The sequence below is a fragment of the Pirellulaceae bacterium genome (assembly GCA_019636385.1).
Classification (GTDB): Bacteria; Planctomycetota; Planctomycetia; order Pirellulales; family Pirellulaceae; genus Aureliella.
In genome coordinates this window covers 70240-94338 of the sequence record JAHBXT010000003.1, presented here as the reverse complement: position 1 = coordinate 94338, position 24099 = coordinate 70240, and the positions used below count along the sequence as shown (strand labels likewise).

18 protein-coding genes are annotated in these 24099 nt (G+C 54.8%); 10 read left to right on the top strand and 8 right to left on the bottom strand.

Translation table 11 applies throughout. The features are described 5' to 3' along the window. Nucleotides 1-109 precede the first annotated feature (109 nt). Entirely contained in the window at nucleotides 110-2266 is a 2157-nt protein-coding gene (locus KF752_11125) for a site-2 protease family protein (GenBank protein MBX3422094.1), read from the bottom strand. After that, nucleotides 2239-3414, bottom strand: a complete 1176-nt coding sequence (dxr, locus tag KF752_11120; protein ID MBX3422093.1) for a 1-deoxy-D-xylulose-5-phosphate reductoisomerase — start codon at nucleotides 3412-3414, stop codon at nucleotides 2239-2241. The genes KF752_11125 and dxr overlap by 28 nt, the downstream gene beginning before the upstream one ends. A gap of 264 nt (nucleotides 3415-3678) precedes the next feature. Between dxr and ftsH the strand changes: the two genes are divergently transcribed. From ftsH to KF752_11100, 4 genes are all read left to right on the top strand, one after another. Further along, on the top strand, nucleotides 3679-5766 hold the full coding sequence (gene ftsH / locus KF752_11115; GenBank protein ID MBX3422092.1) for an ATP-dependent zinc metalloprotease FtsH: 2088 nt from the start codon (nucleotides 3679-3681) through the stop codon (nucleotides 5764-5766). A gap of 211 nt (nucleotides 5767-5977) precedes the next feature. Next, the gene (locus KF752_11110) at nucleotides 5978-7279 is read left to right on the top strand and encodes a hypothetical protein (GenBank protein MBX3422091.1); all 1302 of its coding nucleotides are present in this window, start codon (nucleotides 5978-5980) and stop codon (nucleotides 7277-7279) included. A 48-nt stretch (nucleotides 7280-7327) separates the two neighbouring features. Continuing rightward, nucleotides 7328-8215, top strand: a complete 888-nt coding sequence (locus KF752_11105) for an ABC transporter ATP-binding protein (protein ID MBX3422090.1) — start codon at nucleotides 7328-7330, stop codon at nucleotides 8213-8215. A gap of 8 nt (nucleotides 8216-8223) precedes the next feature. Beyond that, nucleotides 8224-9108 (top strand): ABC transporter permease subunit, encoded by an 885-nt coding sequence (locus KF752_11100; protein ID MBX3422089.1) that lies wholly within the window; start codon nucleotides 8224-8226, stop codon nucleotides 9106-9108. Nucleotides 9109-9246: 138 nt separating this feature from the next. On the opposite strand, the gene KF752_11095 is transcribed toward KF752_11100, so the two are convergent. From KF752_11095 to KF752_11080, 4 genes are all read right to left on the bottom strand, one after another. Next, nucleotides 9247-10410 (bottom strand): dipeptidase, encoded by a 1164-nt coding sequence (locus KF752_11095; protein MBX3422088.1) that lies wholly within the window; start codon nucleotides 10408-10410, stop codon nucleotides 9247-9249. 66 nt (nucleotides 10411-10476) lie between these two features. Beyond that, entirely contained in the window at nucleotides 10477-11343 is an 867-nt protein-coding gene (locus tag KF752_11090; GenBank protein MBX3422087.1) for a YdcF family protein, read from the bottom strand. Next, nucleotides 11340-12983 (bottom strand): sodium:solute symporter, encoded by a 1644-nt coding sequence (locus KF752_11085; GenBank protein ID MBX3422086.1) that lies wholly within the window; start codon nucleotides 12981-12983, stop codon nucleotides 11340-11342. Before KF752_11085 ends, KF752_11090 begins: the two co-directional genes overlap by 4 nt. A gap of 58 nt (nucleotides 12984-13041) precedes the next feature. Beyond that, nucleotides 13042-15039, bottom strand: a complete 1998-nt coding sequence (locus KF752_11080) for a VWA domain-containing protein (GenBank protein MBX3422085.1) — start codon at nucleotides 15037-15039, stop codon at nucleotides 13042-13044. A gap of 458 nt (nucleotides 15040-15497) precedes the next feature. Between KF752_11080 and KF752_11075 the strand changes: the two genes are divergently transcribed. The 5 genes from KF752_11075 to KF752_11055 all read left to right on the top strand — a co-directional run bounded on the left by KF752_11075 (nucleotide 15498) and on the right by KF752_11055 (nucleotide 21015). Then, entirely contained in the window at nucleotides 15498-15674 is a 177-nt protein-coding gene (locus KF752_11075; GenBank protein ID MBX3422084.1) for a Flp family type IVb pilin, read from the top strand. Nucleotides 15675-16024: 350 nt separating this feature from the next. After that, a complete protein-coding gene (locus KF752_11070; protein MBX3422083.1) occupies nucleotides 16025-16579 on the top strand; it encodes a prepilin peptidase in 555 nt (184 codons plus the stop codon). A 426-nt stretch (nucleotides 16580-17005) separates the two neighbouring features. Continuing rightward, nucleotides 17006-18091, top strand: coding sequence for a Flp pilus assembly protein CpaB (gene cpaB, locus KF752_11065; GenBank protein MBX3422082.1), 1086 nt, complete (start codon nucleotides 17006-17008; stop codon nucleotides 18089-18091). An 84-nt stretch (nucleotides 18092-18175) separates the two neighbouring features. Next, the gene (locus KF752_11060; GenBank protein MBX3422081.1) at nucleotides 18176-19774 is read left to right on the top strand and encodes a pilus assembly protein N-terminal domain-containing protein; all 1599 of its coding nucleotides are present in this window, start codon (nucleotides 18176-18178) and stop codon (nucleotides 19772-19774) included. Between the two features lie 20 nt (nucleotides 19775-19794). Continuing rightward, nucleotides 19795-21015 (top strand): MinD/ParA family protein, encoded by a 1221-nt coding sequence (locus KF752_11055; protein ID MBX3422080.1) that lies wholly within the window; start codon nucleotides 19795-19797, stop codon nucleotides 21013-21015. Between the two features lie 12 nt (nucleotides 21016-21027). Here the strand turns inward: KF752_11055 and KF752_11050 are convergent, their stop codons facing one another. Then, nucleotides 21028-22116, bottom strand: a complete 1089-nt coding sequence (locus KF752_11050; protein ID MBX3422079.1) for a glycosyltransferase family 9 protein — start codon at nucleotides 22114-22116, stop codon at nucleotides 21028-21030. Nucleotides 22117-22295: 179 nt separating this feature from the next. Here KF752_11050 and KF752_11045 point away from each other — a divergent pair, with 179 nt between their 5' ends. After that, complete coding sequence (locus tag KF752_11045) at nucleotides 22296-23495, top strand: hypothetical protein (GenBank protein ID MBX3422078.1); 1200 nt, start codon at nucleotides 22296-22298, stop codon at nucleotides 23493-23495. 51 nt (nucleotides 23496-23546) lie between these two features. Here KF752_11045 and KF752_11040 read toward each other — a convergent pair whose 3' ends face one another. Beyond that, the gene (locus KF752_11040) at nucleotides 23547-24056 is read right to left on the bottom strand and encodes a hypothetical protein (protein MBX3422077.1); all 510 of its coding nucleotides are present in this window, start codon (nucleotides 24054-24056) and stop codon (nucleotides 23547-23549) included. Between the last annotated feature and the right edge of the window lie 43 nt (nucleotides 24057-24099).

Below are 24099 nucleotides of genomic sequence, written 5' to 3'. Positions count from 1 at the left end.
GGGCGACGACCACGTTAGACATCGATCGCCGAGACCTGCATCGGAACAGGCACGAAATCATCGTGCCTGTTGGTTAGGCTCTCGGGTGCGCATCGCCAAATAGTTGCTATCAGATATAGGAATAGATATCCTTCAAAATAACGAAGGCCATCAAAGCCAGCAGGCTGAGGACGCCAGCCATGGTCAAGCGGACTTGCAGTTCCTCGTTGACAGGCTTGCCTCGAATGGCTTCGCAGGTCAAGAACATCATGTGTCCGCCGTCCAATGCGGGAATTGGCAGAAAATTGAGAATAGCCAGGTTTGCACTCAGTAGCGTTAAGAAAATCAACAACCGCGAAGTGCCGTGACTGGCTTCCTGAGCCGCAAAATCAACCAAGCGCACCGGCCCGGCCAGTCCTCCGACTCCGATCTGACCGGTGACCAATAACCGCAGGAACCCAAGTACCTCCGTCAGCCGCCGTTTGGTCTCCCACAACCCGAGACTCAACGCGGTCGAAATCTGATCGGTGCGATGAACCTGCTTGAGCGCTACGAACATCAAATCGCGCTCGTCCGTTCGATAGAGTTCCGTCGATGGATGACTGATCAGGGTCGCTTCAACGGTCGATCCGCTGCGGTCGAATTGGCATACGAATTTGCTATTTACTGGTAGCCTCTGAATCAGCTCCATCAACGAGGCCACATTGTTATACGCGTTAATCTCGCGATCTTCGACGAGCAAATCTAAATTGAATGCCTTCTTGGCCTCCACGCTCTGCTCGTCTGACGCCTGCCAGCGAAAAGCCGTTAGTTTGTCGCCAACTTGTACCTGGCCATCGGTGGCCGCCCCGCCGGTGACAGCAGAAACCGTTGATTTCACGTCGAAGGCTACGCCGATCCCACCCAGCGACAATTCGCCAGAGCCATTCAAGCTGACATTGTCAAAGGTAGCTTTGGCCGGAGCCTGGACTGTGAGATCTAACTGTTGCGCTTGCTCGGCTGAACCCCGTTGAACAGTAAGGGTGACTTGGTTCCCGGCCTTGGACGCGAATAATTCTGGAACTGCCAGCGCATCGACTACTGGCGTGCCGTCGATGGATACGATTAAGTCGCCTACTTCAAAGCCGGCTTGCTTGCCTAGGGAGTCGGCCTGAATGGTGGTGACTGGCCCGATGGCGAATCCTATTCCAAGTGAGTTTTTGGCCAACGCGGGCAGTTCAACCTCAATCGTCTGCTCGGCGGAACTCGTTGTCGCGTCGGCTGGGCGCAGGAGCGTTAGTTTCACCGGCTGATTCCAACGAGCTTGCAGATGTCGGCGGAATTCAGCGGCGCGTATCGTTCCTAGGCGACTATCGACGGGCAACGGTTGTCCGTCAACGGCGACGACACGATCCTTGGCCTGCAGATCCAGATTCTGCGATTTGAGCGGCGAAAGCGGGTCGATGGCACCAGGCGCAAGTTCCGTGGATTGTTCGCTGGTAAAACCCAAAAGATGGGCTCGCCCCTTCGGATCGTAGCGCGGGCTGGGTATGGGATTCAGCGTGAGGCTCTTGCCCTGCCGGTCGACGTGCAATGGCAACGGCTGGCCCTTAGCTCTGAAGCCGTGAATCACAACGCCCGTAGTTAAATCGGCAAATCGGAGGTTGTAATCATCTTCGCCCTCAGCCCCAACTCGCAGAACTTGATCGCCAGGTTCTAATCCCGCCAGCCAGGCTGGTCCTCCGGCATTTACGCTGCCCACGATCGATGGCGGATAGGGCACTCCGTAAAAGTAAGCGGCAGCAGCCAAGAAGACTGCAGAAATCAAATTCATGACAACTCCAGCCGATATGATGATCATGCGTTGCCAGACTGGCTTGGCGGGGTAGCTGCGTGGGTCCAAGGGGGCGTCTTCGCCCGAGCCAGCTCGCGCTCGATCGGCTTCCGTCTGCGCGTTCCGTGGGTCGTCATCCTGGCCCAGCATTTTGACGTAGCCACCCAAAGGGATGATGCCGATGCCATACTCGGTCTCGCCCCATTGGAATTTACCGAGCGTCCTGGGCAAGCGAATGGGACCGATCTTGATGGGAACGTCAAAGCCCACATAGAACTTATCGCAACGCACGCCGAATGTCTTGGCGGCCAAAAAGTGCCCCAATTCGTGAATGAATATCACAAAACCCAAGCCAAGCGCGACCTTCGCCCACTGACTCAACTTACCTAGCCAGGCAAAGTCTGGCGAATCAGCCAGCAGCATCAAGTTGCTGTGCGAATTGAGCGCTATATCGAGGAACTCAAGGTTACCCACCGGCGAATCTCCTGTCGCGCCCAGTCATCCAGGCGCACGAGTTGTTCAAGTGTTGGATCAGATTCAAATTGATGATGTTGCAGGACTTGTCGGCTGGCGGTAACGATATCGGTGAAACGGATTTGACCCGCCAAAAACATTTCTACGGCAGCTTCGTTAGCCGCGTTCAGCACAGCACCACACGTTCCGCCGCGCTCGGCTACTTCCCAGCCCAGTTGGACCGCCGGAAAACGTTCCAAGTCTACCGGTTCCCACTGCAATTCCTGTGACTTAGACCAATCCATCTTGCAGCTTGGGCCTGGGCAACGCTGTGGATAAGTCAAGGCATATTGTATTGGCAAACGCATGTCCGGCGGGCTCAGTTGGGCCACTACCGATCCGTCGACAAATTCTACCATCGAATGCACGATCGACTGAGGATGGATAACCACGGCGATTTTGGGTGCACTCAGGCCGAACAGCCAGCGGGCTTCAATGATCTCCAACGCTTTGTTCATCATTGTAGCCGAGTCGATTGTAATTTTACGACCCATGCGCCACGTCGGATGCTCCAGCGCGTCGTCAACCGTTGCGTTTTGAATTTGCGACTTGGTCCAACAGCGAAACGGGCCACCACTGGCGGTCAGTATGATACGAGCCACCTCTTGGTTGGTTCCGCTGCGTAGGGCCTGGAAAATGGCACTGTGTTCGCTGTCGACCGGGATCAGCTGTCCGCCACTGTCGGCAATGGCTCGCGTCAGCAGACCTCCGGCCACCACCAAGGCTTCTTTGTTAGCCAACGCCAGCCGTTTGCCGGCGTGAGCGGCCGCCAGGGCGCTCTCCATTCCGGCCACCCCGACCACAGCCGCCAACACAGTGTCGATGTCACTGCTAGTGGCCGCCTCGATCAACCCCTGCCGACCCACGACGACCCGTGTTTGAGGTGAAAATTGCAAGTTGGACAGTCGATGCGCCTGCCGCGCATCGGACGCCACCACCAGCGAACAGCCAAACTCGCTGGCCAAACTCGGGAGTTGCTCGACCTGCCGGTGTACCGACAGCGCCGCCAACCGCCATGGCTGGCCCAACTGTCTAATCACGTCCAGAGCCGCCGCGCCAATGCTGCCCGAAGCCCCTAACACGGCGACATTGGTTCGACTCGAATTCACAGGGATTTGCGTCTCTTTTTTAAATCTAATGACCAATCAAGCGAGTTAAATTGGACAGATCGGCAATCCGTCTTACTCGATGCGATTGGTATAGTGATTGCAATTAGAGCGGGCAATACAAACCGCGTTGCCGTAAGTCCATTTTCGGCGCATCGCCACGACCCAAGTGCCAATTCAGACCAATCTCGTATACTCTAGTGAGAAAGCCTCAAATGGGACACGCCCGTTTGAACCCCAATTGACTATACAAAGGTTCAGTATCTGATGAGCGACTCGCAGGACCGCAAGGACGATTCCAAAGCCAACAACTGGGTTTGGTACATCATTTTGACGGCTGTTGTCCTGTTCGTGGTCGGTGCCTACGTTGTCAATAGCAGCATTTATCGCCTGCGCTACCCAGACTTGGTTCGGTTGCTGGAGGAGACCAGCTACGCCGAGCGTGGTAACACTACGACGCTACGCGAAGGCAAGAGCGGCCGGATTATCATCCAGCAAGCCGATGGTGGGCAGATAGAACTGTCCGGAATAAACGATGTACAGCTTCATGAGGCCTCGATTGAGGGCAAGTTGTTGCGGCGCAATCTGGACGCCAAAGAGCCAGAATCGCAGCCCATGGCAGTCCGCTTTCGAGTCAATCGAGACAAATCTGAACAAGCCGCCGAGCAGATGACCAATTTGCTGGTAGCCAGCAACGTCAATTGGGATCACTCGCAACGCGACTCTTGGTTTGACAAATACGGTTCGCTGCTGATTTTCTTAGGCGCTTCGTTTTTGCTGTTGACCTTCGTCATGCGCCGCTTGAGCGGTGTGGGGTCGCCAATGTCCTTTGGTCGATCACGCGGTAAGCTGTACGCTCAAGATGATATCGGCATTACGTTTGACGATGTAGCTGGCGTTGACGAGGCGGTAGAAGAGGTTCGCGAGATCGTCGACTTCTTGAAATATCCTGAAAAGTATCAACGACTCGGTGGACGCATCCCCAAAGGCGTGCTGTTGGTTGGACCTCCGGGCACTGGCAAGACTTTGTTGGCCAAGGCGATTGCCGGAGAAGCTGGCGTACCATACTTCAGTCTATCCGGCAGCGATTTTGTAGAGATGTTTGTGGGCGTTGGAGCTGCCCGAGTGCGTGACATGTTCCAGCAGGCTAGCGCCAAGAGTCCCTGCATCATCTTTATCGACGAACTGGATGCTCTTGGCAAGAGCCGTAGCAATTCGGTTGTCGGAGTGCATGACGAACGCGAACAGACGCTCAACGCACTGCTGGTGGAGATGGACGGGTTTGATTCTAACAGTGGCATCATCGTGGTTGCGGCTACCAACCGTCCCGAAACGCTGGATTCAGCGCTGTTGCGTCCTGGCCGCTTCGACAGAACTGTGCTCGTCGATCGCCCTGACAAGTCTGGTCGAGAGGAGATTTTGAAGGTCCACGTCAAGACGGTCAAACTTGGCTCAAACGTCAATTTGCTGGGTATCGCATCGATGACCAGTGGTTTCTGTGGTGCCGACTTGGCTAACTTGGTCAACGAAGCCGCGCTGCTTGCGGCCCGCAAAGGCAAAAACACCGTCGGTCAAGAAGAGTTTGAAGAAGGCATCGAGCGCGTCACGGCTGGACTCGAAAAGAAGCGTCGCGTCATGGACGATGATGAGAAACTGCGCGTCGCCTATCACGAGGCCGCTCATGCGCTAGTTGCCTGCTCGCTGCCCAATACCGATCCGGTGCATAAGGTCTCGATTATTCCACGGGGACTAGCTGCTCTGGGCTACACGCTACAGCGTCCCGAAGGCGATCGCTATTTGATGACCCAGGCCGAACTGGAAACGCAGATGCAGGTGCTGTTGGCCGGTACGTTGGCCGAAGAGATTGTGCTCAAGGACATAAGTACTGGAGCGCAAAACGATTTAGAGCGTGCCACCGCCATTGCACGCAGCATGGTCATGGAGTTCGGCATGAGCCGGTTGGGGCGCGTTAACTATCGCGAAAGTGGCCGTAGTCCATTCCTGGGGGCTCGTGGCGTAGAGAGCTATGGTCGCGATCACAGCGAGCAAACCGCGCGCGAGATCGACGAAGAGGTGGACCGTATCATCGACGACATGACGCAGCGCGCCCGACAAATTCTATTGGAGCGTCGCATTGCGCTTGAAAGTATTACGCAGCGACTGTTGGAGATCGAAGTGATGGATTCGATGGAACTGCTAAAGATCATCGACGAATCGCTGACCGGCCCGCGTGTCAAACCCGGCACTATCCTGCCCACCAAAGACAAGAACGCCAGCGACACCCCGCTCGAAGCCCGTTCAATTACCTTAGCCAACCCTGATAGCGACCAGAGCCAACCTTCGACGGGAACATAGCCAGAGCGGGCGGACGGGCTTGGGGCAAACGCCGGATTTTACTGGTGGGGCGGTCGGCCCATCGCGCTGGAATCTACTGCGAGGGGCAATGGCTGCTTGCCGGGGGTGGCGAGTCGATCTATTCTAAGGGCGATTTGCAATGGCTGCTGGCGTAGGTTCGTGAGCAGCCGGTGGAACCTGAATCGCTGTAATACCTGTGCGAGTACCAATCATGATCGCGTTGAATTCTCAGTGTCGGCTGGCTATTGTGGCTCTGGCTATCGTTGTCGTAAACAGCCAGGGGGCGTCTGCACAGTTTACTGCGGGTGCAGCCAAGAAGTCGATTCAGCCCAAGCTGCCGGTTGGTGTATCGGGCGGCATGGGGGCACCTCGAATGGCCAAGGAAGCGCGCGGCGAGCTGACCGCGCGCGCGGTGGCGTTTGCTAATGGCGAAACAAAAGTAGCCATGTGCTGCCTGGACCTGCTGGGATTTCCGTCGGTATTATGCGAGCGAGTCCGCGCCAAAGTACAGGGAGTGCCCAAGGAAAACATTATCGTGGCCTCGACGCACACCCACAGCGCCCCTGACGCTTATGCCTTCCCGGATGGCAAAGGTGGACATACGGGAGACCTGAAGTACATCGACTTGGTGGTCGATCAAGCAGCTGCGGCCATTCAAGATGCTGTGGACTCGTTACAACCCGCTGTGTTACGCTCGGCCAGCGGCGTGGCCAAAGGAAAAATTGCCTACAACTATTATGCTCCAGACCTCTATGACCGCCGAATGAACATCCTGCAAGCGCAAACTCCGGATGGCACAACGATTTTTACACTGGTCAACTATGCCATTCACCCTGAAGTCCTGGGCAACGAAGTCGGTATCGTCAGCCCCGATGCTATCGGCCCCTTGTGCGACAAGCTCGAGTCAGACTTGGGAGGCCTGGGCGTGTTTTTCAACGGTGCGCAGGGGGGGATGGTGACTGCTGATAATCGTGCATTAGACCGGCCCAGCGATCCGCAAAGAGCCTACTGGCACGACGACCGTACCTGGGAAGAATGCTTGCGGATCGGGAACTTAATGGCCAGTGAAGCTCAGCGGCTGTTGGGCGATACACCGGCCCAGAAGAATCCCGCAGTCGTCTGCCAGACGCGCTCGGTACGATTCCCTGTGGATTCCGATTTGTTGTGGCAAGTATTCGTGCACTCGCCGCTGAATCACGATCCTAATCGTCAGGACCGCTCGGTCAACGTACCTGTCAGCTTAATCAATCTGGGCGACACACAAATTGCGACGATCCCCGGTGAAGCGCTACCGAATATCGGATTCTATTTGAAGCGCAAGATGAACGGCCAGCATCAGATGTTGTTGGGCTTGGCCAACGATGCCTTTGGTTACATTCTTACGAAAGTCGACTTTGGAAGCTTTCCGCGCTACGACTATGTCTCACGCACCAGTTTAGGTGAAATGACGGGCGAAATTTTGATTGAGAACATTTTGGAGATGGTAGCTCAGTCTCCACAGCCGCAGAAATAGCCGTTTGGCCGACGTGATCGTGGCCAGAAGGCCGGGCCGGCTTGCATCATGCCAATCATCGAAACCTGTCACCTGGGACGCTACTACGGCCGTCGTCGTGGCATAGAGGATGTCAGCCTAAAAATTGACGAAGGGCAAATTTTCGGTTTTCTGGGGCCCAACGGAGCTGGCAAGAGCACCACGTTGCGCATCCTGCTGGGTTTTCTGCGACCCGATACCGGAACTGCGAGAATTCAGGGGCATGATTGTTGGCGGTCGAGCCCGCAGATCAAACACGATGTAGGCTATGTTCCGGGCGACGTGCGTCTTTATCCATGGTTTACTGCGCGGCGAGGGTTGAAAATCGTCGGTCGCATTCGTCAACGCGAGGTGATGCAGCGCGGGTTAGAGCTGTGCGATGTGTTTGCGTTGGAGCCGGATTTGCCGGTACGCAAAATGTCGCGAGGCAATCGCCAAAAGTTATCGCTAATTCTGGCGCTGGCTCATCGACCACGAGTCGTTGTATTAGACGAGCCAACTTCTGGCCTGGATCCACTAATGCAGGCCAATTTGATGCAGCAGCTTCGCAGTTGCGTGAACGACGGTGCAACGGTGTTGTTTTCCAGCCACACGCTGAGCGAGGTGGAAGAGATGTGTCATCGTGTGGCCATGATCCGCCAGGGCAGAATTGTGGTCGACGAGCCGCTAGCATCACTCAAGCAGCGAGCGCCACGGAGCGTACAGATTGTGCTGGCCGCTGGATCATCGGCCAACATTTCATGGCCCCAAGGGCTAGACGTGCGCAGTATTGCCGAGGGAACAGTCCAAGCGCAATGGCTGGGGCCATCCCCCGAGTTTTTCAAGTGGGCCGCGTCACAACCATTCGTGGACCTGTCGATCAGTCCGCCTTCGTTGGAAGCGTTGTTCCATAGCTATTATGAGACGCCTCGGGAGTAACGTTTACCATGCGCGGCTTGCTCTGGAAGATATTCTTTGAGGTTCGCTGGCAACTGCTGATTTTCAGCGTCGGACTAGCGATTATCATGGGATTGTTAACCGCGCTGCTGCCCAAGGTGCTTGGGGACATCCATCACCTGTTCGATCGATTGCCCCTGATTCGCCCATTGCTAACAGCACTCTTGGGAGTTGATCCTGGCAAGAATCTGACTGGCACTATGACTCAGGCTTTTCTGTGGGTGCATCCGACATTGCTAACGGCCATTTGGGCACATGAGGTCATTTATTGCACGCGCACGCCGGCTGGGGAAGTGGATCGCGGTACCATCGACTTCTTGTTGGGATTGCCTGTCTCGCGTGGTCTGCTGTTTATAAGTGAAATCATCGGTTGGCTGGCGACAGGGGTTGTAATTCTGGCCAGCGGCTACATCGGACATCTCATCGCCTCCATCTATCTGGCACCCGACATGCGACCACCACTGAACATCAGCGGCTATGTGATGCTGAATCTATTGACACTGTATTTAGCGGTTGGCGGATTTTCCTTCATGGTTGCGGCTGTTAGCGATCGTCGCGGTCGGGCGATGGGCGTCATATTCGCGGTGCTGCTGGTGTCGTTCTTGATCAATTTCGTGGCACAGTTTTGGGATCCTTTTCAACCCGAACAAGCTCAATCTGTTGCTCCGTTTGGGCCACTGTCCATCGCACCGAATTCCCCACTACCCGGCCCAACCCTGGCCATGTTCAGCGTGCTGCACTACTATCGGCCAGCTCTGATCATCCAACAAGCCGCCTTCCCATGGAGCGATATCGGTTTGCTATTGGCTGTTGCTACGATCTGTTTAACCATCGCTGCTGTCTGTTTGCACCGCCGCAGCATCTGTACGGTTTAGCCAGAGAATAACCAAAAGCGATGCTTTGATCGCAGTCCCTGAGAGAGGCTGCAATCAAATGCAGGGTCCCAACCGAGCCAGCGATCTTTCGGCATGGGGGTCCGCACGTTGCTGCTGGGGAGGCAGGCAATCGGTACATTAGCTCCACGCCGACCGCAGAAAATTGACAGCGTTACGCCAGAGAACACCTTCAATATCGTCTTCGCTATAACCGCGCTGCCTCAAAAGCTCGGGCAGCTTCTGCAAATCGGCGATCGAATCCAAGTCCATAGGGGTTTGTTCGGATCCGTAGCCGCCGTCGAGGTCGGAGCCGATGCATACGTGTTCGGCGTTGCCGGCGATGTCACAGATGTGATCGATGTGGCTACAGATGCGTTCGAGCTTCAAATCAAAATCTAGCGGCCGACTCTTCAGGTGCCGCCAGCCGGGGACCATCATGATTGCGTCGAAGGCCATTCCCAACACACCGCCGCGCTGGATGACAGCCCGGATTTGATCGTCAGCAAACTGACGATTCCAAGGTGCCAGGCGGCGGCAATTCTGATGACTGGCCCACACCGGCCCCTCGTACGATTCAATCACTTGCCAAAAGGTTTCGTCGCACAGATGCGTCACATCCAGAATCAACCGCAGTTGCTGCATTTCGCGAATCAGTTCCCGGCCTGTGTGCGATAGCGGACCGGTGCAATCGGTTCCCAGCGCGTAGCGGCCGGGGCCATAGTGTGCTGGACCCAGCGCCCGCAGACCTGCGGCATAGCTGCGATGCAAATAGTCCAAGTCAATAATTGAATCGGCCCCCTCCAGACTCAACACATATCCGATTGGCCGCTGGGTGGGCGGCCGGCGCGAGTCGCCGACGTACCAATTTGGATCGTCCTCAGGAGCGTCCAACCACAGTTGAACGTGTTGGTCTAACTGAGCACAATCGCGAATCTGAAGCAATTGCCCGTCCTCTTCCATGGCTCGGTACCAGGCCAGTTGTCCCTGCGTGTGCGCCCAAGCTTGATGCGCCGAACGCCAGCCAGGCAACGTGTGATACTCGCTGGCTACACGCGCAATCTGCGTCGCTACGCACAGACCGACACGCCCACGTCGCATTTCTGGAAAGCACACGGTGTTCTGGGTGCGATCCGGGCGATCTTGCCTACCGGAAGCCATGACGGCAATGTGTTCGGAGCGTCGAAGCCGTTCTTGCGACCAGCGCAAGTCCCGATTCCATTCCAGCGCATTCATGGCCAAGTCCAAATGAATATCGAAAATTAGACGACCAGTGGTCTGCAGTTTTGGCTTATCTTCGTTCATCACACATGCTCGCAATTTCTTTGCCGTCACAGGCAGCAACGAATACCTGGGGCGCATCGCTGCCGACTAACGGCCGACAAGCCAACCCATCCATTCGTGCTGGCAGGCGGCCATTTTTTCTAAGTTAGAAGCCGAAGGGACGAAGGACAGGACTGACAATCCACGGCTATCGCCACGATGGCTGGCAGCTACGGGAATAAGGTCTGAAAGACCAGCTCGTGCTGCCAGTCGAAGCGCTCGCGGCAAATGTGCCGCACTCGTTAAAACACCGACACGCTGGCCATTCCATAACTCTGGGGTTGCTCGCAGACTTTGAATCTCCTCATACGTATTCCGCCCTGGCAGCGCGGAGATTGCGTTGTCGGGTATTCCTAACGCCTGCCAGATCTCCAGGGTCTGTTGAGTGGGGCTGAGGTCACCGGGGACAGCGCTGGCGGTTGCCGATCCCGTGGTGATCAACCGGCGTGTATGGCCTTGGAGATACAACTGAGCGGCATAGACCACACGGTCACCTGAATCTGAAATTTCCGAGCGGCTTGGACCGGTGCGCGTTCCACCTCCTAAGACGATCAGTACATCAAGCGGAGCGTCGCGTCCGGGTCGATAAGCGACTACCTGGTTTTCCAGGTGCCCTAGGCACCAATTAGGCAGTGGACTGGTACCGCAAACAGTCAGCAACAGCCATGCGATGAGCGCAGGCCAGCGTCCAGAGATACCTTGCATTGTCCAGCCCAACACGACCCACGCCGTCAGCCCCAGCCAACTCAATCCAACCGGCATCATCAATTGCGTCAGTGCCTTTTCAGCTCCCTGGCGTCCCAGCGTCACACCTGCGGCAATCGCAATGGCAGATGCGACGGCCAGCATGCAAATCGGCCATACCACCCATCGTCGAACTGGAGTTCGAGCGCTACTTTCAGCAGCCAGCGTCATGACTGCCCGCCATGGCGATTGGACGCTTTTCCGAATCTACTGAGTACAAATCCGCAGCCGACGATCGACAGAGTGCCGACCACAATTACGAGGTACTCGTGAAATGGGCTCCGCAGCCGATCCAGCGATGGTGGCCAGCTTTGCGTGGGTGACACGATCATCCAAGCGATAACCAGGGATCCGAACACGATGGATAGGACCGCATGGCGGCTGTTGGCGGCTGGGCACAACACGCCCAGCAAGAACAATCCAAGCAAGCCGCTGCCCAGCACGCTGGAGACTTTCCACCATACATCAAGCACGGTTTGAGTCAGCGGAATCAGCGCCAGAGACGTGCCAGTACCCAAAATTCCCCATACCAGTGTGGCTGCATACAGAACACGGACCATTTGACGTTCGCCAGCCTTGGGTACCAACGGCCGATAAAAATCGTACATCACTAAAGTCGCTGAAGAATTCAAAGAGGTCGAAACGGTGCTCATGCCGGCGGCGAAGATGGCTGCGACCAGTAACCCGGTGACACCGACTGGCAAATGCGCAGCGATAAAGTGTGGAAAGACGCGATCGGCAATGTCACTGTCGTTCAATTCTGAGGCCAAGCTCTCAACCTGCTGCTCGTAATCGTCGGACCATTTCCAGCTACCGGCACTTTGCTCGGACCAGCCTGCGTCAATCCCTTGCTGCATCAGGCGTTGGTGCGCTACAATGCGGCGGACTTCTTGTTTCTCAGCGGGCTGCGTTTGGTAGAAGGCAAACAGCGAGCTGCCGATGAAGAAGAACAACGCGCTGACCGGCACATACATCCAGGCGCTGAGCCATAACGCACGCTGGGCCTCGGATTGGCTCTTAGCCGCGATGTAGCGCTGGATATAGCTTTGATCGATGCCAAAGTTCTTAAGATTTTCGAAGACTCCATAGGCCACTAGCAACCACACGGTCGTTTGCGACAGGCTGAGCAAGGACAAGCTGCCTGGAGAAAACTTGTGGTGCTCGATCCCCAAGTCAAAAACTTGTCGCGGACCTTCGGGCATTCCCAGCATGATAACCAGCACTGCAATCAATGCTCCTAGCAGGAGAACAATCGCCTGAATAGCATCGGCCCAGATCACTGCCACAATGCCGCCAACCAGTGAGTACAGCGTCACGACGGTGCCAGTAATAAGCAGATTGACCATGATGTCCCAGCCAAAAATTACGGACATGGGTAGGGCCATCAGATACATCACAAATCCGATGCGAGCAATTTGGAATATCAAATAGAACGTGCTGGCGTAGATTCTAGCCCAGCGTCCAAATCGACGTTCCAGCAGTGCGTAGGCCGACACCTCCCCTTGGGCGCGATACATCGGCAGGAAATACCATGAGGCAAACAAAGCAGCAATGGGCAGGCCCAGGCTGAAGAAAAAGTAGTTCCAATTCGTGGCAAACGATTTGCCTGGCAAGGCCAAGTAACTGATACTGCTTAAATACGTTGCAAAGATCGACAGTCCCACCAACCAACCTGGCAACGTCCTGCCGCCTGCCGTGAACTGGTCAGCCGACGCCCGGCTGCGCCAATAAAACGAGAAGCCCAGCAGCATGACTCCCACAAAGTAGACGGCCAGAACAATCCAGTCGATGCTTGTAAAATGAACTACCATCGAGCGGCTTCAATCTGATGGAAAGGGCAGGCAAGTGGAAGAGGCGGCTGGTGAGGGCTTACAGCTTTGGCAATGGGCGGGTAGGAGGCGAAGGTGCGAGACTACGACGCTGATCATCCATGGGCGGTAGGATGATGTTGGGAATCATGGCTTCCGCTGGGACCGGATTCAGATCAGTGTAATCTTCTGTCCAACGCCATCCTATGGGGTGTGCCAATTCCTGTTCTGCCAACCAGCCCCAGGGCGTCCCGCGATGTTGAGCCGCCACCTCGCGCAATAATTCACGTGCCCGCTGAGCGTCCTTGTCTAGCCGAATGCTGGTGGAAACTTGGTTGGCGGGTTCTAGCACCCAAGTATTGTTGCGCGGGTTTTCAAAGTTGAGTCCACGGCGCGCTGCCGCTAACATCTCATTGTACGACTCGGCACGCACGTGATGAGCCAAAACGGTTCCCAGTGCAAGATCAAAACCGGCGACCCAACGCACAGAGATCTCTCGATCACGACCCGCTTGACCCGACTTCAGAATTTCGACTAAGCGTTCGAGCTCTGGTGCCACACGTGCGGCCGATTGTTGAGCCGCAGCCAGGCCGGCAACCAAGGTGGCTTCATCGCGGCGCACGAACCTGGTAGTGACCTCCCCTAACACCCGCGCCTGTGCCAACTGTGCCGCCTGAATTAACGACCAACGCAACGGACTGGACTGAGTGGTCCGTAGGTACTCAGAGTGGGAAACATAGTCTGGCCGATACTTGAGCATGACTTCTGGATCAAAGAAGTATTCGATATGGGCTGCGAAAGCCGACGTTTCATTCCGGCCCACTCGCCGGCCGATGCGACGATTGGGATGAATGTTAAAGTACAGTCCGCCGGATTCGTAGGCTAAGCGGCTGAGCGCATAGGGGCCGAACCCGGCATCGATTACCGGTTCGTTCAATACGTCGTCAGCATATCCCAATCGAACGCGTTCGGGCATCACGGACTCGGGGCCTTGATCCACCTGTCCCCATTGGGGGGTCTGATCGTAGCGAGTGTCGGGATCGATGTACTTGACGTAGGTCGTTTGCCGGCCAAATGGAGCGGGAACGCCGAGCACATGTACGACGACAGCGAACTTGCGGCACTGTTGAATGGCCGCTTCCAACTGATCGTCATCATCGCCACGTTCATCAGTGACGATAATCGCCATGATGTTGCGGGCGGGCCCCCGATTGCCGCTGGAACGCGTAAAAGACTTGAAGTGATCCACGCTACTCAGCACTGCGGAAAAGACTCGCTCGATGCCAGACGGATCATTTTCGATCGAGTCGATGGCATTGCGCAGTTCGGCGAGGTCAGCCGTCGGCTTGGGGGTCAGCAGCGACACCGATTGTCCAAAGGCGATGATAGCCGACAATAATCGCTGCTCAGAGAGCTGCGCATTAGCGGCGTTCCGCGACTGAGTAACCATCCCTAGCTCCTGATAGATACGCTCGAAACGCTCGCTAATCTCGGCACGCTGTCGGGTCAAACTACCGCTTTGGTCGAATAGCCATAGGACCAACGTTGGCGATACTTCCATCGAGCGCAAGATTTCGTAAGTGATTCGATCTACGGCGCCGCTCGTTCCTGTTAGGCTGACACCGTCCTGACCTTTGACGACTGAAGGAACGCGAACCAGCCCAACGGCGATTTCTAAAGCGGTTTGGCTGGCATGCGTTGCATTGGAGACCAAAGGTTGATCGAGGTTCGATGTCAGCACCGGTAATTCTGCCAAGACGGGTGCAGTGCTCATGGCAGTCTGACTTTCTGATCCCGCGCTACCGGCACCAATTTCGACTGAGGTTATGTCGGCTGGGGCCACTTGGTCGATCAATCGAAACTCTTCGATCGGTTCAAGTGGCACGGCGACTAAGAAGTTGGGGAGCGAATTGGAATGTATAACTGCCGGCGCGGCAGCCAGCATTAGCAACAGGCCTCCATGCACAACTAGGCTGACAAACAGAGCTAGCCGACGACCTCCCAGAACTGAATAAACCATCCCTGCACCGGTCGGGTCAAACGGTCGAAGTTCCTGCATCCGTTCAGATTCAGCCGACGAATCGCTGTTTGTGACGAGCGTAGGGGTACTGACGATCACAGGTTCTGGCACTGCATTTTTTCAGGTTGATTGGGACGGCACGCTCTTAGCAAAAGTTATTCTCTACACCCATTGTACCAAGCCTGTATTTGACGGGGCAATTTTTGTCCTGGCTTTAGGTACGGTAGCTGCCTAGGGATGCTAACGATTTTGAGGCTCAGGCCAGGATTTCCCGTCCTGGAAATGTGTCGCTCTGGGGGAATTCTTCTCAATTATTCGGTCAAGTTGGTCGCACAATTTGACTCAGCCGTTTTCTGACCTAGGTTTCCTATGCAGTTCCAGTGGGAATTGCGGTTTGAGTTCGCAGAGGGATCAGAAGTGGCGATTTCGCGATCCGTCAAAGAACTCTGTTTCACAGGTTGCCCGCATCCCGGGCGCATCCCTAACGGAGAGTTGTCATGAAGAATTTCGCCATGAAGTTGCAGCGTTTCCTGAAATCGGAAGACGGCCCTACCGCAGTTGAATACGCGGTGATGCTGGCTCTGATCGTCGTCGTTTGCATCGGAGCCGTCACTCAGATCGGCACTCGAGCAAACACGCAGTTCCAGACCGTTGCCAACTCGCTTGGAAACTAAGTTCTCCCAGCCTGTTAGGCACATGAACGGCAGGTTACTCTGCTCGGTTACCATTACAAACAAGGCTACGGTAATTGCGATTTCAGCCATCGCAATTACCCGGCCATGTTTGTCAGCCTTGAATTAGCTCGACAACCTAATGCTGGGACTTGACCAACCACTCAAGAATTTTCACTGACGGAATCTATTGAATCATGTCACCCTATCTGTTGCCAGTTGAGTCGATATCGGGCATGTGGGAATTGGCGTGTTTTGCCGGGACAATTTTGGCAAGCGCCTTGGTCTGGCTCATCAACCTACGATAACCGGTCGCCAGCTCTAATACACTTGAATGAATACGGGAAAGAATCATGGATAGTTTCGCCAGACAGGTTGTAGAAAACTGGGTCATGTGGACCGTCTCGGTCACACTCGTTGTGGCGGCGGTAATTGATGGGTTGTACTTAAAAGTACCAAACAAGATCACCTATCCACTCATTGTATGCGGCTGGATGTACAGCGCGTGGATTGGCGGTTGGGCAGGCTTGGGGTGGAGTCTGCTGGCTACATTTTTTGGTCTGTTTCTGCTGTTCGGTCTGCATCTGATCGGCGGGATGGGAGCCGGCGACGTCAAACTGTTGGCAGGCATTGCAGCGTTTGTGCATATTGAGCACACCTGGTACATCTTTGTAGCGACTACGATCGTCGGTGCAGTGATGGCAATCATTCAGATCGCGGTCAGTGGCCAGTGGTTGAAGCATTATACTCAAGCTCAAAGTATTCTCCGCGAGATCGTCACCGTACGCGATGCTGACAAACTGTACGAGATATCCCAGGAGCGCAAGCCGCGAATGAGATTATTGCCGTATGGCATCCCGATGACCATTGCAGCCATAGGTTACTTTGCATTCGCCGGTCTGCTGTAAACCATCGCGGAACGCATCCATTCTGAATTGCCAATGGCTCGTCCGCCAGTGACGAGCACGCTGGCTGGCTACCAACATCGAATGTCCTTCCGTTCGATTTTTCTCAAAACACTCTTTGCGATGCGTCAATTTGTCGATGACTGAGATTGTGCGCTGCACAGTAGCAGACCGCACAGTGACGACTGGCAGGATTGGGGCCACCGGGAGGTGTACGTAGTTCTTGCCGATTGGGTTGTATGGCGGGGGCATCCCAAAAACCCTCAAAAATTCAAGCCCAACATGCCAATGAATGCATTACATGGCCGTCACGGACTGACGCAGATTACTATCGCCCAAAAAATGACTTTGCGGGCATTACTGTTGCTGTCATGCGAGTCGATTGGATGCGACTGACTGCAAACCTAAATCAAAAAGGCGCATTTGGCAATGCGAGCTAAACCTGTACTTTTGTTGGCTGTTGCTCTTGGCTGCGGGATGGTCGCCGCTGTGGCGGTTAGTAAGACCATGATGGAAAAGGATGGCCCGCCTCAAAGCGAATCGACGGCCGATATCTTTATCGCGACTCGAGAGATTAAGACGGCCAGTCAAATTACTGCCGATAAGATCAAGCTGGAGAAATGGCCGAAATCAAGGATTCCAGAGGGCGCCATTTCCAAATTGGAAGGCATCGAAGGAAAGTTCGCACGACAAGGGATTTTCCCCGGTGAGCCAATTCTGCAGCCCAAGCTAGCAGATTCAAATAGCAGTTTATCGACACAGATTCCTGCCGGGCATACGCTTTTCGATATCGTTTTTGACAACAACTATATTAAGCCTGGCGACATCGTTGACATCACCGGCACCTTCACTGTGGGCAACATGAAGAAGCCTGAGATACGCACGGTACTCAAAGGCGTGCAAGTGTTCGCAATCAACGGCGACAGTAACCGCGATTTTGAGAATAAGGACAAAGGTGGACGGAACACGACCTTCCAATTGCTGATCAAGCAGACGCAGCATCAAGCTTTGTTGCTAGCCAACAACATTGGAAAGCTAGAATTAAATCTGCGCCCGTTGGGCGGTGACGGAAATGTCAAAGACCTGGGTGACGATGGTGAATCTTTCATATCCTGGGCTGAAGAGAACAAAGCTGCATCGGAGGCCGACTCGCTGGTCATGGCCACCTCTCCGCCCATCTTGGTCTCAACGCCAAACCTACCGGTAGCACCGCCCAAGGCCAAAAGCGAAATGGTCATCATTACTCCGCTAGGATACTCGCGCTGGGAATACAGCGACAACGAACTGCCACGCGAGATCAAGGAATCTTCTGAAGCCCAAGCCCAGAAAATTCCTAGCAATCCCTGGGGATCAAGTTCAGGTTATGGCGGTTATACGCCGAATTATCCTTCTGCGACTCCGTCGACTCCGGCCAATCCCGGTCCCACAGCTCCTGACGCCGGTTCTGATCCGCAACCAGAAAGCACGAGCCCCGCGACGGGAATCAAGCCAGCGCCGAGCGCAACTAGTAAGTAAATATACGATGGACGGTCAGTCCTCGGCCGAATTAGGCATGGATGCCTGCTAGCCGAAGGATTTAGCGAACAAGGATGTCGGCCAATGACTGTCGGTGCAAAACCCAATCCGCTATGCGGAAGTATTCGCTTGTATGTGCTGGCCATCCTGGCCTGCGCCTACAGTATGCTCGGCACGCAGGCTACAGCTCATGCGCAACCGTCATTGACCAGTCAATGGGGACTTGCCAATTCAGCGCTGAATGTCACTACCAACGGCAATCGCCAGCTGTTGGAGATGATAGTCAATACTAGCCGCGAGATCGTAGCTGAGCATCCTTTTCGTCGCGTGCGCATTCAGAATCCGGAAGTGATTAAAGCGATTCCCTTGGAAGGCGGCAATCGTCTTCAGGTTTCCGCAGTGCGCACGGGAGTGACCCAAGTTGACTTATTGGGTGCTGATGAATCGGTAGCGACCGTGGAAGTCATGGTCATGGGCGATGTACGCGAATTAGAAACTATTCTTCGTCGCACCTTTCCCCAAGCCACTTTAGAGTTGACGCCTATCGCGCAGGGTATCATCGTCAACGGCTTTGTCAGCAATTCTGCGGATGTTGATACTCTGACGCTGATCGCTCAGCAATACTTCCCCAACGTGATCAACCGCGTAACGGTAACTGGCATCCATACGATCCAGTTGCAAACGCAGGTCATGGAAATATCACGGACAAAACTGCGAACGCTCGGCGTTGACTGGGCATTGAGCGAAAGCGGCACCAACTTAGTGGAATCATCCATTGGTGCCACGACGCTTGGCAAGACGTTTGGCTGGACGGTTGTGGACGGTGCTACCTTGGCCACGATGAATCTGGAAGCGCTAAAACGCAATAACCTCATCAAAGTTCTCGCTAGTCCAACGCTGACCGCCGTTGATGGACGTCCGGCCAGTTTCAACGTGGGTGGTGAAATCCCGATAGTGGTCCCCAGCGGATTGGGGCAGGTCACGGTGCAATTCCGCGAATTCGGCACACGCTTGGATTACGTAGCCAAGGTTCTAGGTAACGGCAAAATCTATTTGGAAGTTCGCCCGTATGTCAGCGAGCTTGATCCTAGCCGTAGCGTGACCGTCTCGGGGATTTCGGTACCTGGTCTACGCAGCCGATTCCTCGAAACAGGTGTTGAGTTAAACGCTGGCCAAACGTTGGCCCTGGGTGGACTACTGCAGGTGCGCACAGAGGTCATCAACACCGGGATACCTGGCTTGGGCGATGTGCCCTACTTAGGAGCATTGTTCAGAAAAGTTCGGGAAGAACAAAATGAAATTGAATTGCTGATAACCGTGACTCCGGACTTTGCCGGCCCGATGGATCCACATCAAGTTCCTAGAACGATCCCCGGAATGCACTCAGATAGCCCGAATGATAAGGAACTGTATCTAAAGGGGTACATCGAAGTTCCGGTTTCGAACCACTGCGAGTTGGGGTTTGGCCCGCAAGAAATTCAGCCAGTGGACATGCATGGTCAGCCAGCGTCTTCAACCTCAAATCCGACGATCAGCCACACCCAGTCTCAGATGCTACCGCCACGACCAGCGGCGATAAGCGTTGGTCCAAACGCTCCAATGTTGGCAGACAGCGGCCAAATGATAGCGCCTGCACCCGGGCAACAAACCGCTGCTGCTCCACAGCCTGGTAGCTTCAGATAGGCCCCTTAAGGCAAGATTGCATGAGCACGGTACTACGTTTAGCATTATTAGACCCCATCGACTCGTCACGCGAAGCCATCAAGAAGATGCTTCTCGGTCTAGACATGGTCTGGTTGGACGCCGAGTGTTCGCGCTATGAATTCTTTTCAGACGTCATCGCTCAATCGACACCAGATGTGTGCGTTGTCAATCTGGATGCTGATTCGGATAAGGCCATCTCGGTACTGAATCGAGTGCGCAGCGATGCGCCAACCTGCTGTTCTCTGGCGGTCAGCCGCAGTACCGATGGTCAGTTAATTTTGCAGGCGATGCGGGCTGGTGCTCGTGAGTTTTTAACCAGCCCTGTTGGCCTGGAAGACATGGTTGGGGCATTAGAGCGGATTGCAGCAGCGAAGTTTGGCGGTACATCAGGCAGGGCTCGATCGTCGCAGATTATCGCGATCTGCGGTGCCTCGGGTGGAGTCGGTTGCACGAGCCTAGCTGTCAATCTGGGATGCATGTTAGCCACCAATCCTGAAAACACGGTAGCACTGGTGGATTTGGACCTGGCGATTGGCGATGCCGATGTATTCCTGGATTCAATTCCTGAATATAGCTTGATCGACGTGACGCAGAATATTTCTAGACTGGATTTTCAACTGCTAAAGCGATCGTTGACCAAGCATAGTTCGGGGCTGTATCTACTGCCGCGGCCCGTCCAACTACAAGAAGTTGAAATGATCACGCCGGATTCACTCAGGCGCGTGTTTGGCCTGTTGAAGGCGACGTTTACTCATATCTTGATCGACACATCCAAAGGCTTTACGCCTGTTGACCAGGCCGCTTTCGAGTTTGCCACGGATGTGCTGGTCGTTGTCCAGTTGGATTTGCCGTGCCTGAGAAACTTGGTTCGTTTGCAAATGTCGTTCGATCAGGTCGAAGGCCTGCGCGAGAAATTGAAAATCGTTGTGAATCGGGTGGGACTGGAAAGTGGCCAGATCAAACTCAAAAAGGCTAAGGAAACGATTGGTCGCGATATCTTCTTCCAAATCCCGAATGATTACCGGACGATGGTTGAAGTACGCAACAACGGCATTCCGCTCCTAGATCAAGCCCCGAAGGCTCCAATTACTCAAGCCATCCAGAGTCTGGCATCGCTTCTGACCAGCGGACCAGCGGAGGAATCTGCTGAGGCCGCATCGGCAGCACATTCCGGCTCATCGAGTTCGTGGCTGAACTTTTGGCAGAAAAGTAAGAGCTAGTAACAGCAAACGTCAAGCAGCGTTCGATCCACCAAGACGTGATAGCTTGTCGGGCCCCAGCAGCCGGCGCAATAGCTTGTCTGCATGATACGTGACCTCTTCGACCTCTATCGCCCGCATGGCCGTATTGGGACCGCGACGTACCATCCGCTTGGCCAGATTCGGCAGCGGACTTTGTATGGCCCAGTGGATGTTACCATAGGGTCCAACTTCATCGGCCCAAGTTGGACCATGCAAGCTTATGCAAGGTATGTTGACGGCACTAGAAATATCCAAAGCCACACTGTCACCGGTCAGCAGCATTCGCGAAAGTCGAATCATTTCGATCAATTCAACCATCGAAGTAGCTGGCGCGACGCGGGCCGCACCTTTGGAATCTTCCGCTACCACTTGGGCTACCAAGCGCTCGTGTTCGTTTGTCCACAGGACGATAGCCGGAATGGCGAACTGACGGTACAAATGGCGTACGACTGCGCTGAACCGTTCCACCGGCCACACTGCAGTATGCCACACGGCACTAGGCTGAATTGCGATCCAAGGATCACGCGGATCAATGCCTATGTCTGTCAGCTTGCATAGAGCGCTCTCCGCCGCAGACTCGAAGCAGGGCATCAGAAACTGACCTTGCTGCGGAAGAGTCTCACGCCAAGGGTCTAGCAATTGGCGCAATACGTCAATACGATGCCGATGCATGGCCGAAATTCGGCGCGTGGCCAGCCAGGGGCCGATCTCGCGAGCATACGACCAGTCAAATCCGATCCGCGTCTTGACGCCCAGCAGAAATCCAATCGCCGCGCTTTTGGTCAGGCCTTGCGCATCGAAGGCGATCTCAAAATGATGCTGCTTCAACTGAGCCCGCAATTGACTCCAGGTTCGCGGTCGCCGCAGCCAACCGCGCTGGATGTCAATAATCTCGTCCACACCAGGATGCTCTGCCAACCAATCGCGAACCTCGCATTGCACCAGCCAACTGACGTGCGACTCCGGCCACAAGCTCTTGATATCCACAGCTAACGGTATTGTCGTCAAAATATCGCGCACCGAGCCGGTCTGAACCAGCAGAATGTGCTGCGGCGTGACATTTGCTAAGGATCGACCCATGTGGATTTTCCGTATCCTGGTTGCTGGAATTCTGGCAACCATCGGCTGGCTGCATTTGGATTGCAAGTTAAGATTGAGATGCAGGGCCAAAAGGCGTTTGGCGGAGGATACGGAATGCCGCTGGCTGATTCAAGGCAGACTTATACTCAATATTGCTAGCAGAATCAGAAAGTTGAGCGATGAATCCTGTCCGAATTTGGCTATTGATAAGTCTCGTTTATTTGAGCGGCGGAGTGCAGCATGTTGGTTCGACGACAGCACTTGCGGAAGATTCGCCGTGGTTAGACGTTGCACATGGGCAGCACCAATTGCAAGTGCTCCCCAACTCCCCGACGTTGTCTCAGGCATTGGCCATTAGCGTGTCGGGGGCTGTTATTGGTAGCCGTGAGGTCACCGATATTGATGCTGCGATCTTTAGAATGCAATATTTTTTTTGTGACGATCGTCGGTGCACGGACATGCCGATTCCTGCGGGATTTACAAATGTCGAGGCCTGCGCGCTGAGCGATAACGGCGTGGTAGTGGGCTACGCCACTCGACCGGTCGGCGATAGCCGTGGTAGCCTGCGCGCCCTGATTTGGGAGATTGCGCAAGATCATGTAACCCTCCTACCTTGCGCCGAAGGTGATAGCGCCTGCCATGCTCAGGATATTTGTTCCGATGGTAGTCGTATAACCGGCTACACCACTGGGCCTGAGCGTCTGCGACCTGCAATCTGGACACGGAACTCGCAAGCGGACCAGTGGCAAATCGAAGTTTTGCCAACTAGAGCCGAATTCAATCCCTATTTGATGTCTAGCTCGCTACGAATATCGCCCGACGGCCGTTGGCTGGCTGGCTGCTGCACCCATGAGGTTTTTGATTCCAGCATCGATAGCGATTTGTACGTCTGGAGGCAATCTGATGGCAAATGGCAACAACGCTTATTGCACCAGCAACAAATGTATGTCACCGACATCAACAATCGGGGTGAAGTCGTTGGCTCACTTTTGGACGGCCAGTATCGCCAGCCCTGCCTAGTGCTGCCTTCAGGAGACTTGCAAATGCTAGAACTTCTGCCGGGTGACGCTGGTGGCGAGGCTCGCGGGATCAACGAGAATGCTCAGATCGTCGGTTGGAGCGATGATCCGGTAGGACCCGATGGGGGCCCGCAACCGTGCCTGTGGGATGCGGCTGGAAAAGTCACCGCACTTGAGTTTTCAGAGATCCCTTTTGGCATGGCTTACGGCATCAACGATCATGGACAAATCTGCGGATTGATCGCCAGCGGTGCAAGCCTGTCTGCCGAGTCGGATCCATCTGCAGCCCAAGCGTCCGAGCGCTCGGTGGCGTTTCGCACCAAGCTGCGCAAGATGCTTCCCCTCAAAGCCGAGCATTGATTTGCGCGTCGTGCCGGCGGGCTATGTATTCGTTGCTGGCCACACTGCCAATTAAGCGTTCGATTGTTGAAGGCCTGCGTTGCAAAGTATTTGTTCCAGCCATTCCCTGAGTTCTTGCATCTGATCTGCACTCCACTGTTGGCCCAAGTGTGCCACCATATAGATGGTGGTGATTGCGAGCGTGGCCATCAGCCCTGTCCAATGCCACCAAGTTGCTTCGCCGATCGCCCATTGCGAATAGGCCATGATAAAGCTAAAAAAGGCTGTGAAAGCCATCGCCAAATACAACACCCAGACTAATGTCCATATTTCCAGCCGCGGTGCAAAGCGGCCGCAGATTCTCGTGGCCTCTCCCTTGCTGGTAACGTAAAACGACAGATGCGGCGACCACAGCCGATGCTCGGCTGGTGGCAAATGCAGTTCACCATATTCGCCATGAACAAAGAAACGTTTGGGCTCGGCGACACTGCGACAGTGTTGCTCAAGGCGTTCCATCGCCAATTCACGAGTTACGGCAATGGGGATCTCGAAAGTAGGTCGCAGGATAAGCCATTTTGTCATGTGCGTCTCCCCCGTGCCTGGGTGATCCCTGGGGTGATCCCTG